This is a genomic window from Nocardiopsis sp. FR4 (assembly GCF_009830945.1).
Lineage (GTDB): Bacteria > Actinomycetota > Actinomycetes > Streptosporangiales > Streptosporangiaceae > Nocardiopsis.
Genome location: NZ_VWVV01000035.1, coordinates 43095 through 57063, shown reverse-complemented (window position 1 = coordinate 57063; position 13969 = coordinate 43095). Strand labels below are relative to the sequence as shown.

At 72.6% G+C, this 13969-nt stretch carries 14 protein-coding genes and 1 pseudogene; all 15 read left to right on the top strand.

Annotated elements, in window-relative coordinates; genetic code table 11:
- Positions 1–34 precede the first annotated feature (34 nt).
- Positions 35–1405, top strand: a complete 1371-nt coding sequence (locus tag FYW95_RS24405) for a D-alanyl-D-alanine carboxypeptidase/D-alanyl-D-alanine-endopeptidase (protein ID WP_159944100.1) — start codon at positions 35–37, stop codon at positions 1403–1405.
- Between the two features lie 159 nt (positions 1406–1564).
- The gene (locus FYW95_RS24400; protein WP_159944148.1) at positions 1565–2644 is read left to right on the top strand and encodes a zinc-dependent metalloprotease; all 1080 of its coding nucleotides are present in this window, start codon (positions 1565–1567) and stop codon (positions 2642–2644) included.
- Positions 2641–3615: a tRNA lysidine(34) synthetase TilS gene (tilS, locus tag FYW95_RS24395; protein WP_159944101.1), complete on the top strand. Its 975-nt coding sequence runs from the start codon at positions 2641–2643 to the stop codon at positions 3613–3615. Before FYW95_RS24400 ends, tilS begins: the two co-directional genes overlap by 4 nt.
- 127 nt (positions 3616–3742) lie before the next feature.
- Entirely contained in the window at positions 3743–4297 is a 555-nt protein-coding gene (gene hpt / locus FYW95_RS24390) for a hypoxanthine phosphoribosyltransferase (protein ID WP_201295015.1), read from the top strand.
- A 241-nt stretch (positions 4298–4538) separates the two neighbouring features.
- Complete coding sequence (gene ftsH / locus FYW95_RS24385; protein ID WP_159944102.1) at positions 4539–6533, top strand: ATP-dependent zinc metalloprotease FtsH; 1995 nt, start codon at positions 4539–4541, stop codon at positions 6531–6533.
- A complete protein-coding gene (gene folE, locus FYW95_RS24380) occupies positions 6530–7159 on the top strand; it encodes a GTP cyclohydrolase I FolE (protein ID WP_236567937.1) in 630 nt (209 codons plus the stop codon). The genes ftsH and folE overlap by 4 nt, the downstream gene beginning before the upstream one ends.
- A gap of 250 nt (positions 7160–7409) precedes the next feature.
- Positions 7410–8315, top strand: a complete 906-nt coding sequence (gene folP, locus FYW95_RS24375) for a dihydropteroate synthase (protein ID WP_236567938.1) — start codon at positions 7410–7412, stop codon at positions 8313–8315.
- Positions 8312–8758, top strand: a complete 447-nt coding sequence (locus FYW95_RS24370) for a nuclear transport factor 2 family protein (protein WP_159944103.1) — start codon at positions 8312–8314, stop codon at positions 8756–8758. The genes folP and FYW95_RS24370 overlap by 4 nt, the downstream gene beginning before the upstream one ends.
- Positions 8758–9114 (top strand): annotated as a pseudogene (folB, locus tag FYW95_RS24365) (dihydroneopterin aldolase); the annotation flags it as partial. The gene FYW95_RS24370 and the pseudogene folB, both read left to right, overlap by 1 nt.
- 110 nt (positions 9115–9224) lie before the next feature.
- The gene (gene folK, locus FYW95_RS24360) at positions 9225–9761 is read left to right on the top strand and encodes a 2-amino-4-hydroxy-6-hydroxymethyldihydropteridine diphosphokinase (protein WP_159944105.1); all 537 of its coding nucleotides are present in this window, start codon (positions 9225–9227) and stop codon (positions 9759–9761) included.
- Positions 9761–10246, top strand: a complete 486-nt coding sequence (locus FYW95_RS24355) for a DUF3180 domain-containing protein (protein ID WP_159944106.1) — start codon at positions 9761–9763, stop codon at positions 10244–10246. The genes folK and FYW95_RS24355 overlap by 1 nt, the downstream gene beginning before the upstream one ends.
- A 277-nt stretch (positions 10247–10523) precedes the next feature.
- Positions 10524–10970 (top strand): PH domain-containing protein, encoded by a 447-nt coding sequence (locus FYW95_RS24350; protein ID WP_159944152.1) that lies wholly within the window; start codon positions 10524–10526, stop codon positions 10968–10970.
- A gap of 258 nt (positions 10971–11228) precedes the next feature.
- Positions 11229–12644, top strand: coding sequence for a PH domain-containing protein (locus FYW95_RS24340; protein ID WP_370462999.1), 1416 nt, complete (start codon positions 11229–11231; stop codon positions 12642–12644).
- A 245-nt stretch (positions 12645–12889) separates the two neighbouring features.
- Positions 12890–13129, top strand: coding sequence for a chaplin family protein (locus tag FYW95_RS24335; protein ID WP_159944108.1), 240 nt, complete (start codon positions 12890–12892; stop codon positions 13127–13129).
- Positions 13130–13616: 487 nt separating this feature from the next.
- Positions 13617–13859 carry a hypothetical protein gene (locus FYW95_RS24330; RefSeq protein WP_159944109.1) on the top strand — a complete coding sequence of 81 codons (243 nt, stop codon included), beginning with the start codon at positions 13617–13619 and terminating at the stop codon, positions 13857–13859.
- Positions 13860–13969: the final 110 nt, after the last annotated feature.

Sequence of the window (13969 nt, the reverse complement as noted above, 5' to 3'; positions counted from 1 at the left end):
ACAACGTCAGGCCACGACACCGACGGAAGGGCGGGTGCCCCGGGTGCGACGGGTACGAGGCGAGGCGCTCCTCGCGCTGGCCCTGCTCAACATATTCGTGCTGATTGCCGGGTTCGTCGCCCTCGACGTGATCAGGGCCCGACCGCTTCCCGCGGTGCCCAACCCGGTCACGAACGCCGAGGGCGTGGCGGCGGCGCACACCGCGGCCTCGACGCCGGCGGACCCGGAACGGATCGCGGACATCCTCGATGATCCCATGGCGGCCTCCGGGCTGGACGAGGGCCTCTCCGGTTTCGTCGTGGACGGGTCCACGGGGGAGACGCTCTTCGAGCTGGACGCCGACACGGCGGTGACCCCGGCCTCCACCACGAAGATCGCCACGGCCGTGGCCGCGCTGGACGCGGTCGGCCCGGACCACGTGCTGCGCACCGAGACCTACCTCGACGGCGACCGGGTGGTGCTGCGCGGCGCGGGCGACGCGACCCTCACCTCGACCGCCGACTCCGCAGCCTACCCGCAGGTAGCCACGCTGGAGACGCTGGCAGAGCGCACCGCGGACGCGCTCGCCGTGCGGGGGGTCGACACGGTCTCCCTGGGCTACGACGACTCCCTGTTCACCGGTCCGGACACGGGCCCCGGCTGGAAGCCCACCTACGTCACCGAGGGCAGCACCGCCACCGTCCACGCGCTGCTCATCGACTCCGGACGCCACACCCCCGACGCCAGCGGCTACGGTTCCCGGGTGCCCGACCCGCCGCTGGCCGCCGCCGAGGCCTTCGCCGAACGGCTGGAGGAGGCGGGCGTCACGGTCGAGGGCGCCCCCGCGCCCGCCGCCGCGGCCGGCGAGCCGGTCGCGCACGTGGACTCCCCGCCGGTGTCGGCCCTGGTCGAGTTCATGATGCTGGCCAGCGACAACAACATGGCCGAGTCGCTGGGCCGGATCGCCGCGATCGAGATGGGCGAGGAGCCCTCCTTCGGGGGCGCCGCCGCGGCCACCCACCGGGTCATGGCCGACCTGGGAGTGACCGGGGTGGAGCTGTCCGACAACAGCGGTCTGAGCCCGCGGAACCGGATCACCCCCCGCGCGCTCGTGGAGCTGCTGGACCTGGCGTCCAGCGGCGAGCGCCCCGACCTGAACTCCGCCGTCACCGGGCTGCCCACCGCCAACTCCACCGGCACCCTGGCCAAGGGGGGCCGCTACTCGGAGTACTCCAACGCGCACGAGGGCGCGGGCGCGGTGCGCGGCAAGACCGGAACCCTCAACGGGGTGAGCACCCTGGCCGGAACCGTGCACGACCGGGAGGGCAACCTGTACCTGTTCGCCTTCATGGCCAACCACCCGGCCGCCGAGGGCCACCGCCTGGACCCGCTCGCCGCCGCCCTCAGCCGGTGCGGCTGCTCCTGACCGGCTCCGCCGACCGGGAGCGGCCCCGGCCCGGTACCGGGGGCGGCGCGCGCCCACCCGGATTCGGGTGTTCTCAGGGGTATCCCTGGAAGCACCCGGAATTGCCTCCCTGATCCCGGTGCCGTCCGGCGCCCCGTGGGTAGGCTGGCGACTGTGACTGTGATCGACTGGGACGTAGCCGTCAACACCGGTGTCCGTCTTGTGCGCCCCGGGCCGCAGGTGGACCTGTCCGACGCACGGCAGGCCGTGGCGCAGTTGCGCGAGCTCTCCACCGTGGCGGCCGGGCACGTGCGCGACTTCACCGGTATGAACCCCCTCGAACCAGCGGGCCCCGCGACCATCGTGGACCGTCCCGGGTGGATTCGAGCCAACGTCGACGGGTTTCGCGTGGTCATCGAACCCGTACTCGAGCAGATGGGCGCTGACCGGCTCAACAACGGCCCCGCCGGGAGCCTGACCACCGCGGTCGGCTCCCGCGTCACCGGGATGCAGCTCGGGGCCGTGCTGTCCTACCTGGCGGGGAAGGTCCTGGGCCAGTACGAGCTGTTCCTGCCGCCGGACCCCGACGGCAACCTGCCGACCGGCCGCCTGACCCTGGTGGCCCCCAACATCGTCAACGCCGAACGCGAGATGGACGTCGACGCCCGGGACTTCCGGCTGTGGGTGTGCCTGCACGAGGAGACCCACCGCATGCAGTTCACGGCCACGCCGTGGCTGCGCGGCTACGTCCAGGAGCTGATGCAGGAGCTGCTGCTGTCCTCGGAGATGGACGCGGGCGACCTCATCGACCGGCTGCGCGCCGCGGGTGAGGCCGTCGCCGACGCCGTGCGCGGCGGCGAGGGCAACCTCATCACCGCCATCCAGAGCCCCGAGCAGCGCGAGATCATGGACCGCGTCACGGCGGTCATGAGCCTGGCCGAGGGCCACGGCGACTTCGTCATGGACGAGGTCGGCCCCGAGGTGGTGCCCACCGTGGCCACCATCCGGGCCCGGTTCCAGAAGCGCCGCGAGGCGGCCAACCCGGTGGACCGGATCCTGCGCCAGCTGCTGGGCATGGACATGAAGATGCGCCAGTACCAGGAGGGCGCCGCCTTCGTCAGCGCCGTGGTGGGCCAGGTCGGGATGAGCGAGTTCAACAGGGTCTGGACCTCGCGCGAGACACTGCCCACCCTGGCGGAGATCCGCAACCCCACGGCTTGGATCGACCGGGTCGTGCGCCCGGCCGCCCTTCCGGAGTGAGCGGTCCCCACCCCGCCGTGGCCGCCGTGCGCTCGGCGGTGCGGCGGGCGCTGTCCGCCCTGCCCGCCGACACGACGGCGCTGGTGGCGTGCAGCGGCGGCGCCGACTCCCTGGCCCTGGCCGGGGCGGTGGCCTTCGAGGCGCCGAGGGCGGGCCGCCGCGCCGGGGCGGTCACCGTCGACCACGGCCTCCAGGAGGGCTCCGCCGAACGGGCCGAGGGGGTGGCCAAGGCCCTGACCGGGCTCGGCCTGGACCCGGTCCTGGTCCGCGCCGTGCGTGTGGACGGCCCGGGTGGTCCCGAGGCGGCGGCCCGGCGCGCCCGCTACGCGGCACTGGAGGGCGCGGTGGCCGACCACGCCCCGGCGGTGGTGCTGCTGGGCCACACGCTCGACGACCAGGCCGAGACGGTCCTGCTCGGCCTCGCCCGGGGCTCGGGGGCCCGCTCCCTGGCCGGGATGGCCCCGCGCGCGGGCCACTACCTGCGCCCCCTGCTCGACCTGGACCGCGCCACCGTGCGCCGGGCGTGCGAGAGGATGGGCCTGGACCCCTGGGAGGACCCGCACAACCTCGACCCCCGCTTCGCCCGGGCCCGCGTGCGCCACGAGGCGCTGCCCGCCCTGGAACGGGCGCTGGGTCCGGGGATCGCCGCGGCCCTGGCCCGTACGGCCGGGATGCTGCGCGCCGACGCCGACACCCTGGACCGGCTCGCCGACGACCTGCACGCCCGGGCCGGGGCGCCGGGCGGACCGGAACTGCTGGTGGCCCCGCTGGAGGCGGCCCCCGGCTCCCTGCGCACCCGGGTCCTGCGCCGCGTCGCGCTGGCCGCGGGCTGCCCGGCCAGCGCGCTCACCGCCCGTCACGTGCGCGAACTCGACCGGCTCGTCACCGACTGGCGTGGCCAGTCCCACATCGACCTGCCCGGGGGCGTGCGCGGCCGCCGCACCTCCGGGCGCATCCGGTTCGAGCGCTGAGCCCCGGCGTGTTCCCGGGCCCGGGGCGGATTCACGCCGCGGAGGGCGTCGTCCGGCGCCCCCGCCGTGTTCGGCACGTTTATCCTGGTTGCCGCAAACGGGGAAACCACCAGCGAGGACATTGAGCGTGGACGCTAAGGACATGGGCCAGGATCTGGAGAAGATCCTGGTCACCGAAGAAGAGATCAGGACGCGCCTGGAGGAGATGGGCGCCCGGATCGACGCGGACTACGCGGGCAAGGACCTGCTCATCGTCGGTGTGCTCAAGGGCGCGGTCATGGTCATGGCCGACCTCGCGCGGGTGCTGCACACCCCCGTCTCCATGGACTGGATGGCCGTCTCGTCCTACGGCGCCGGAACCACCTCCTCGGGCGTGGTCCGCATCCTCAAGGACCTGGAGACCGACATCAAGGACCGCGACGTCCTGATCGTCGAGGACGTCATCGACTCCGGCCTGACCCTGTCCTGGCTCATCGGCAACCTGCGCTCGCGCGGTCCCCGCTCGGTCGAGGTGTGCACCATGGTCCGCAAGCCGCTGGCCTTCGACGTCGACCTCGAGGTCAAGTACATCGGCTTCGACCTGCCCAACGAGTTCATCATCGGCTACGGCCTCGACTACGCCGAGAAGTACCGCAACCTGCCCTTCATCGGCACCCTCGCCCCGCACGTCTACGAGAAGTAGCCCGGGCCGCGCCGGGGGCGGGAGGGGAGCCGTCCCGGGAACAACACGGGCGGGTGCCGTCGTTGCCATCATGACGGTCCCCACCCGTCCCCGTGCGGTGCGCCCGCCCGACGGGGCGCGGTGTACCGTCGAAACTCCCGGCGGTTTCGCGGGGAGCCGTGTCCGTTAGGTCCTGCTTCGGAAAGTCCTCTGGGGCGGGCGGCCTGGTCAGGAGGGACGGACCCGACAGGGTTTCGCTCACATGAATCTGAAGCGCTTTTTCCGCGGCCCGTGGATCTGGATCCTGGCCGTCGGCCTCATGCTCATCATCGGTTTCCGCGTGTTCGACGTCGGCGGCGGTCCCCAGCCGGAAGAGGCCGACATCTCGACCATCCACCAGCTCATCGAGCGGGACCGGGTGGTCGACGCCGAGATCGTCGACCGGGACCAGCGCATCGTGCTGACCACCGTCGACGACGAGATCTACGAGGCGTACTGGGTCGAGGGCCAGGGGCTGCAGCTGGCGGACATGCTCCAGGCCTCCCTGGACAGTGAGGACACCAACCTCGACTCCTACCAGGTCTCGGTGGCCACGACGCCGATCTGGACCACCGCCCTGTTCAGCCTGCTGCCGCTGATCATCATCATCGTCATCTTCTGGTTCATCTTCAGCCAGATGCAGGGCGGCGGCTCGCGGGTGATGAACTTCGGCAAGTCCAAGGCCAAGCTCATCACCAAGGACACGCCCAAGAACACCTTCGCCGACGTGGCCGGGGCCGACGAGGCCATCGAGGAGCTCCACGAGATCAAGGAGTTCCTGGAGAACCCGGCCAAGTTCCAGACGATGGGCGCCAAGATCCCCAAGGGCGTGCTGCTGTTCGGCCCGCCCGGAACCGGTAAGACCCTGCTGGCCCGCGCCGTCGCCGGTGAGGCCGGGGTCCCGTTCTACTCCATCTCCGGCTCGGACTTCGTCGAGATGTTCGTCGGTGTGGGCGCCTCCCGGGTGCGCGACCTGTTCGAGCAGGCCAAGGCCAACGCCCCCGCCATCATCTTCATCGACGAGATCGACGCCGTCGGCCGCCACCGCGGCGCCGGCATGGGCGGCGGGCACGACGAGCGCGAGCAGACCCTCAACCAGATGCTGGTCGAGATGGACGGCTTCGACGTCAAGGGCGGCGTCATCCTCATCGCCGCCACCAACCGGCCCGACATCCTCGACCCGGCCCTGCTGCGCCCGGGCCGCTTCGACCGGCAGATCGTCGTGGACCGCCCCGACATGGACGGCCGCCGCGACATCCTCAAGGTGCACGCCAAGGGCAAGCCCATGGCCGACGACGTCGACTTCAACGTCATCGCCCGCCAGACCGCCGGAATGACCGGCGCCGACCTGGCCAACGTCATCAACGAGGGCGCGCTGCTGTCCGCCCGGGCCGACAGCAAGGTCATCACCCACGCGGTCCTGGAGGAGGCCATCGAGCGGGTCATGGCCGGACCCGAGCGCAAGACCCGGGTGATGTCCGACGAGGAGAAGAAGGTCATCGCCTACCACGAGGGCGGCCACGCCCTGGTGGGCCACGCGCTGCCCAACGCCGACCCGGTGCACAAGATCACCATCCTGCCGCGCGGCCGCGCCCTGGGCTACACGATGTCGGTGCCCACCGAGGACAAGTTCCTCACGTCCCGCTCGCAGATGATGGACCAGCTCGCCATGATGCTCGGCGGCCGGGCCGCCGAGGAGCTCGTCTTCCACGAGCCCACCACCGGCGCGGGCAACGACATCGACAAGGCCACCACCCTGGCCCGCAACATGGTCACCGAGTACGGCATGAGCGAGCGCCTGGGCGCCCGCAAGTTCGGCTCCTCCAGCACCGAGCCCTTCCTGGGCCGGGAGATGGCGCACGCGCGCGAGTACTCCGAGGAGATCGCCTCCATCATCGACGAGGAGGTGCGCCGCCTCATCGAGTCCGCCCACGACGAGGCCTACGAGGTCCTCGTGGAGTACCGGGACGTGCTCGACGACCTGGTCGTGGCGCTGCTGGAGAAGGAGACCCTGACCAAGGACCAGGTGCTGGAGATCTTCGCGCCCGTGCGCAAGCGCCCCTCCCGCGGCTCCTACACCGGCTACGGCAAGCGCCAGCCCTCCACGCGGCCCCCGGTGCGCTCGAAGAAGGAGCTCGCCCGGCTCAACGGCGCCGAGTACCCGGCCCCCGCCGGGCAGCTCGGCTCGTCCGCCAGAACCGAGGGGGACGACGCGTGAACGGTGCCGAGGAACTGCCGCACAGACCCGCCAACCCGGACGAGCTGCCGCCCAGGTCCGTGGACCGGCGGCGCATCGAGCGGGCCGTCCGCGAGATCCTGCTCGCCATCGGCGAGGATCCCGACCGCGACGGCCTGATCAAGACCCCCGAGCGGGTCGCCCGTGCCTACGAGGAGCAGTTCGCCGGACTGGGGCAGAAGCCCGGGGACGTGCTCACCACGGTGTTCGAGGCCGACCACGAGGAGATGGTCATGGTCAAGGACATCGAGCTCTACTCCACCTGCGAGCACCACCTGGTGCCCTTCTACGGGGTGGCGCACGTGGGCTACATCCCCGGTGCCGACGGTCGCATCACCGGCCTGAGCAAGCTCGCCCGCCTGGTGGACGTGTACGCCCGCCGCCCGCAGGTGCAGGAGCGCCTCACGGGCCAGGTGTCCGACGCGATCATGGAGTACCTTCAGCCGCGCGGCGTGATCGTGGTGGTCGAGGCCGAGCACCTGTGCATGACCATGCGCGGTGTGCGCAAGCCGGGGGCCAAGACGGTCACCTCCGCGGTGCGGGGGATCTTCCGCAGCAGCGACCGCACCCGCGCCGAGGCGATGAGCCTCATCCTGGACCGCCGCTAGGCCGTGCTCCCCCTGGGCCTCCGCTTCGCTTCGTTCTGAGCGCGCATGGGCGGGGCGGAGCACGCCCGGGGCCCGTCACACGTGCCCCCTCGTCGGTGTCTGGTGCCCGAGGCCCTCAGGACGGGAGCCGCCACGGCGCCGAGGGGACACCCCCGTCCACAGGCTGTGGACGGGTGGCGTCGCGAACACTCCCGACCGCGGCCGGGGGACACGCCCTCCGGCTCCGCGGCATACGCGTAGGGTGAGCCTTATGGGGCCGAAACACACACTTCCGGGCCTGCCCGACCTCGGGCGCTGCCTGGTCATGGGGGTCGTCAACGTCACCCCCGACTCCTTCTCCGACGGCGGTGCCTGGTTCGATCCCGACCGGGCGGTCGAGCACGGCGTCCGCCTGGTCGAGGAGGGCGCCGACATCGTCGACGTGGGCGGTGAGTCCACCCGTCCCGGCGCCCAGCGCGTCGCCGCGGACGAGGAGCTGCGCAGGGTCGAGCCGGTCGTACGCGGACTCGCCGCGCGCGGGATCGCGGTCAGCGTGGACACCATGCGCGCCGAGGTGGCCGAGAGGGCGGTGGAGGCGGGCGCGGTGCTCGTCAACGACGTCAGCGGCGGCCTGGCCGACCCCGCCATGGCCCGGCTCGTGGCCTCTTCCGGCGTTGCCTATGTGTTGATGCACTGGCGTGGGCATAGTCATGACATGCAGAGCCGTGCCGTGTACACGGATGTCGTCCAGGAGGTCATCGATGAGCTCCGCGATCGTATGGAGGCCATGATCAGTGCAGGCGTCGACCCCGGGCAGATCGTTCTGGACCCCGGGCTGGGATTCTCCAAGCGCCCCGAACAGGCGCACAACTGGGCCCTCCTCCACCACCTGGAGCGCTTCCACGAACTCGGCCGCCCGGTGCTGGTGGCCGGCTCCCGCAAGCGGTTCCTGAGCCGCCTACTCGGCGACCCCAAGGGCGAGGACCGCCCCTTCGTCGAGTGCGACGCCGCCACAGCGGCCGTCACCACACTGTCCGCGGATCGGGGCGCGTGGGCGGTGCGGGTGCACGACGTGCGCCCCAGCGCCGACGCCGTGCGGGTGGCCGCGGCCTGGTCCGACGGAGGCGCCAGCCTGGACCAGGGGCGCGCCGAGCCGGTGGACCGGGGCGGCCTGTGAAGCCGCGCCAGGAGGTCATGGAGCGCGTTGCCGAGGTCAACGCGCAGTTCTACAGTGCGATCGAGAACGGTGACATCGACCTGATGCGCACCGTGTGGGCGGAGGAGCACGAGGCCCCCGACCTGGTGTGCGTCAACCCCAGCTGGCCGCTGCTGCGCGGACGCACCGAGATCATGCGCGCCTGGTCGCTGATCATGGCCAACGTCACCTACATCCAGTACGTGCTCACCGAGACCCACATCGGTATCGGCGGTGACATCGCCATGGTGACCTGTGAGGAGAACGTGCTGACCGCCGAGGACGACAGCCCCGGCTTCGTCGCGGGCGGCCGGGTGGTCACCACCAACCTCTTCATCAACACCGACCAGGGGTGGCGGCTGTGGTCGCACCACGCCTCACCCGTGATGCTGGGCGAGGACGACGAGGAAGAGGTCGAGGACTGATGCGCGACCGCGTCGCGCTGCGCGGCCTGCGGGCGCGCGGCCACCACGGCGTGTTCGACTTCGAGCGCCGCGAGGGCCAGGACTTCGTCGTCGACGCGGTGCTCCACCTGGACACCGCCCCGGCGGCGGCCTCCGACGACGTGGCCGACACCGTGCACTACGGCCTGCTCGCCGACCGCCTGGTCGCCGTCGTGACGGGGGAGCCGGTCAACCTGATCGAGACCCTCGCCGAGCGGCTGGCCCGGGAGTGCCTGTCCGAGCCGCTCGTCGAGCGGGCGGAGGTGACGGTGCACAAGCCGTCGGCGCCCATCGGGCACGAGTTCGCCGACGTCGCGGTCACCGTGGTCCGGGACCGGGCCGCGGGCGCCCGGGGGCGTCTGCGGCGCGAACCCGGGGACCTCGGCGACGTCAGGGACCCGGGCGGCCCGGCCGACCCGGGCGGCTCCGGGGCGAGGGGGGAGCGGACGTGACCCGCGCCGTCCTCTCCCTCGGCTCCAACCTCGGCGACCGGATGGCGACCCTCCAGGGCGCCGTGGACGCGCTGCTGGCCGGGCCGGACGCACCGCGCCCGGTGGCGGTGTCCCCCGTCTACGAGACCGCGCCCGTGGGCGGACCCGAACAGGGCGCCTTCCTCAACGCGGTGCTCGTCGTGGACACCCGGGACACGCCCCGGGCGCTGCTGGAGCGCGCCCGGGCGGCCGAGCGGGACTTCGACCGGGTCCGTGAGGTCCGATGGGGCCCGCGCACGCTCGACGTGGACGTCATCGCCTTCGGCGACGTGCGCGACGACGACCCGGAACTGACCCTGCCGCACCCGCGCGCGCACCTGCGGGCGTTCGTGCTCCAGCCGTGGCTGGACACCGACCCCCTGGCCCAGCTGCCCGGCCGCGGCCCGGTCGCCGACCTGCTGGCGGAGGTGCTGGCCTCCGACAGCGGGGGCGAACAGCGGCTGCGCCAGCGCACCGACCTGCGGCTGCGCCTGCCGGAGGAGGACCGGAGCTGATGCCCCAGGACGAGGAGGGAAGGCTGCGTCCCACGGGCTGGCGGGTTCCGGCGGTGCTAGCGGTGGCCGGGGGCCTGGTGGGCGTGCTGGTCACCAACGCGCTGCCGGGCCTGCCGCCGCTGCCGTGGTCGGCGATCCCGACCCTGCTGCTGCTCGCGCTGGCGGAGTTCCTCACCGCCGGGCGGACCCGGCGGCGGATCCGCCGGGAGCCGGGCACCGAGCCCATGCAGCCGCTCAGCGCCGCCCGCCTGGTCGCCCTGGCCAAGGCCAGCGCCCTGTTCGCCGCGCTGGCCATGGGCTTCTTCGCGGGGATGGCGCTGTCGGTGTCGGACACCCTGGTCCTGCCCATGCACTGGAGCGTGTTCCTCACGGCGCTGGGCACGGCGCTGTCGGCCGGTCTGCTCCTGGCCAGCGCCCTCTACCTGGAGTTCGCCTGCCGGGTGCCCGAGGACGACCACGGGGACGATCCGCCCGGCGCCGCCTGAGCTCGGCCGGGGCCGACCGGTTCCACACGCGGGGTCCGAAACGGCGGCAAAGCAATCCTTTGCCGGATTTCGGCGCTGAGCCGAGCCGCTCCGGCGCGAGCGTGTCCCCGGATGGTTGACTGGCTCCGTGGACACCAGCGACCCGACACCGCCGCCGAACCCGACCCCGCCGGAGGGGCGGGACCCGGGAGCGCTCCGGGAGGGCGAACGGCCCCCGGCCGACGAACGGCCGTTCGAGGCCGCCTTCGCCCCGCCCGGGGACGCCCCGTGGAGCCGTGTGTCACCCGCCCTGGCCTGGTACCGCAGGATCGTGGTCGGAGCGCTCTGCCTCGCGGTCGGGGTCGCGGGAGCCGTCCTGCTCCTCCTGTGGGCCTCCTGGCCCTGGGCCGTGGCCTGGGCGGTGCTCGCCCTGCTCGGCCTCGTCGCGGGCTGGGTCCTGGCCGGGCTCTTCCACCGCTCGTGGGGGTACGCGGAGGCGGCCGAGGAGCTCTACCTCACCTACGGGGTGTTCGTCCGGCAGCTGGTGGTCGTCCCCTACGGTCGCATGCAGGTCGTGGACGTCACCGCCGACCTCCTCGAACAGGCGCTGGGAATCGCCACCGTGCGGGTGCGCACCGCCGCGAGCACCGCCGACACCAGGGTGGTGGGGCTCCCGCTGACCGATGCCGTCCGGATGCGCGACCGACTCGCGGAGCGCAGCGAGAGCTTCTCGACGGGGTTGTAAGTGCACGGACCAGCTCATCCGCCACAGGGCCCGCACGGCGCCCCGCGACCGCCCTCCGGCCCGCCGGGGCCGCCGCCCGGCCGCCCCCCGGGGCCTCCTCCGGGGCCGCCAGGACCGCCGCCGGGGGCGCCCCCCGGTCCTCCGGGGCCGCCGCAGGCGCCCGTGCTCCTGCCCCCGTCCGTCGGCTGGCGTCCGCCGCCGGTCCCGCGCGCGCGGCCCGAGGACGACGTCACCACGGGCGTGTACCGCTCGCACTGGATGATCGTCCCCATACAGGTCACCGCGGTGACCCTGGTGTTCGTGGCGCTGGTCGGCCCGATCCTCAACACCTTCGGCTTCGGCTGGGTGGTGATGATGGCGGTGGCCGTCGTCTTCGGCACCCTGGCCTACGCCCTGCCCTCGTGGTGGTACGGCACCTTCGGGCTGCGCGAGGACCACCTGGTGGTCCACGGCGGCCTGGTCATGCGCAGCTCGCGCGAGGTCCCGCTCAGCCGCCTCCAGGCGGTGGACGTGGTCCAGCCGCTGCTCATGCAGGTCTTCGGCATGGCCGAGCTGCGGATCGAGATGGCGGGTGGCGACGCCACCGCCGTGCGCCTGCGCTGCCTGCCACGCGGCCTGGCCGAGCGGCTGAGGGTGGCCGTCCTCGCGCACGCCGCCGGACTCCCGGGGCGCTCGCCGGAGGCGCCGGAGTGGCCGTTCTACCGGCTGCCGTTCATCCTGCTTCTGGGCGCGCTCACCTTCCGCGTGCCGGTGCTGCTCTCCTTCATCCTGCTGCTCATGCTCGCCACGGCCGGAGCCGTCTTCACCGAGTACGGCGTGATCGGCGCGCTGCTGCCGCTCACCTTGGGGCTCCTGCGCTACTTCTGGGGACCCCTGGCCCGCTACACCGACTACTACGCCTCCCTGTCCTCCGACGGCCTGCGGCTGCGCTACGGCATGTTCCAGCGGCGCATGCAGACCGTCCCGCCGGGCCGGGTCCAGGCGGTCCGGGTGGTCGAGCCCCTGCTCTGGCGGGCCCTGGGCGTGGCGCGGGTGGAGGCCAACGTCGCCGGGTACGCGGGCGAGCGCCAGGGCGACTCGGCCACCCTGCTGCCCGTGGCCCCCAGGCGCCGGGCCTTCGCCCTGGTCAACGAACTCTTCCCGGAGAGCGAGGCGGCGCACGTGCCGCTGGTGCCCAACCGCGGTCCGGTGCCCAGTCTGGTGGGTGTGGACGAACGCCTGTTCGTCAGTAGCCGCGGCCTGTTCTGCCTGGTCACCGAGATCGTCCCGGTCGAGCGGGTGCAGACGGTGCGGCTGGTGGCGGGTCCGCTGGCGCGGCTCACCGGCCGGGCGGCGGTGGACGTGGACACGCCTCCGGGCCCGGTGCGCGCCCGGGCCGCGGGCCGCGAGGCGGGGGAGGCCCGCCGCTTCCTGGACGCGCTGGTGGAGTACGGACGCCGGGCCCGGGTGCCCGCGGCAGGTACCGAGCGCTGGGCGACGCGCTCCACCCTGTCCCGGCGGCCCTCCGGGCGCCCCCCGCGCGGGGAGGCCGGAGCGGACACCGCGAGCCCGGAAGTCGGGGGACCGGGGACCGGGAGTCCGGGATCCGGGGAGCCGGAGACCGGGAAAACCGGCACGCCGGACACTCCGGACGAGCGGGGCGCATCCGAGGCGGACGACACCCCCGGGCGCTGATATGGCGTGCATCACATCGGGTGGCCGAGTGCCTTCCGCTTGTGGCTCACATGTCGGACATGGAGCCTCACGGATGGTGGTACTTCCAACGTGGCGGTCCGAACGGCTTCGCGAATCCGGCCGCGCGGAGCGACTGAGTATGGCTAAATGGTGACCGAACACGAGGTGTGTTCACTGTCATACGCATCGTCAACGTTATCGGCCGGTTGGTACCCCCAGTCCTCCGGTCTGACAGGAGTAACCACATGCTGAAGAAGACCTTCGCTGCCAGCGCCATCGTCGCCGCCGCCGCGGGCGTGCTGTTCACCGGCGCTCCGGCCATGGCCAACAGCAACGTTTTCACCTCGGGCAACGGCTCCATCCTCGGTGGCAACCAGCTCGTGGTCGACGCCGACGTGCCGATCAACGTCTGCGGCAACGCCATCGCCGTCCTCGGCGTCGCCGGCGCCAACTGCGTCGACTCCAACGCCATCGTCAAGAACTGACAGAGACCGAGGGCCCCGTCCGGCCGGGCGGGGGTGTCCGGCCGGACGTGCTCCGGTCGAACCGCTGCGGCCGCGACTCCGGGCCTTCCCCACCAGGCGCCATCCCGTGACGACGGGGTGGCGCCTTTCGCGTGTACGCGGACCCGTGTGCGCCCGGACCCGCGTGGACCCGAACCCGCCGCACACGCCTCCCCGCCGCCCCACCCGTCCCGGTCGGCCGTAACCCCCGTTGGTACCGGACTGGAGCTCCTCCGGCCCGTGACGCTGTGCTCCCAGGGGCGCCGCCGGCGTGCGGACCTTTGCCCCGATCGGCACCGAAAAGCCCCGGCATGGAGTGTGAACATACCGCGCCTTCTCGTTATAAGCGCAGCTCAAAGCTGTCGAATCAGGTTTCGTCGGGGGTAGCTTCTTGCTCGGTGTCGCAGGGTGCCGGCCAACCACCACCAGTCCGGCGGTCCCCCCGACCGGAGACAGAAGGAGAAGCGCAGTGCTCAAGAAGACGCTCGCCACCGCTGCCGTGACCCTCGCCTCCGCCGGGGTCCTCCTCACCGCGGCACCGGCGTCGGCGCACGTCGACACCTGGACCTCCAACCACGGATCCGACGTCAGCGGGAACCTGGCCTACATCAACGGCACCGAGAACGCCAACGACGGCTGCGGCAACTCCAACGCCGTCCTGGGCCAGTCCCTCGCCTCCTGCTTCAACTCCGGGGCGCTCATCCAGGGCTGACCCCGTCCCCCCGTGAGGGGTGACCGAGGGGACCACGGCGTGGGGGCGGGCAGACGTGTCCGCCCCCACGTGCGTGTCCGGGGGCGGGGCGGCAGGTCACCGGACCGGGA

Excerpts from the sequence above, each read along its gene's own strand:
- ftsH (WP_159944102.1), top strand. The coding sequence starts at position 4,539 with ATGAATCTGAAGCGCTTTTTCCGCGGCCCGTGGATCTGGATCCTGGCC.
- folP (WP_236567938.1), top strand. The coding sequence starts at position 7,410 with ATGGGGCCGAAACACACACTTCCGGGCCTGCCCGACCTCGGGCGCTGC.
- FYW95_RS24355 (WP_159944106.1), top strand. The coding sequence starts at position 9,761 with ATGCCCCAGGACGAGGAGGGAAGGCTGCGTCCCACGGGCTGGCGGGTT.
- FYW95_RS24340 (WP_370462999.1), top strand. The coding sequence starts at position 11,229 with ATGATCGTCCCCATACAGGTCACCGCGGTGACCCTGGTGTTCGTGGCG.
- FYW95_RS24335 (WP_159944108.1), top strand. The coding sequence starts at position 12,890 with ATGCTGAAGAAGACCTTCGCTGCCAGCGCCATCGTCGCCGCCGCCGCG.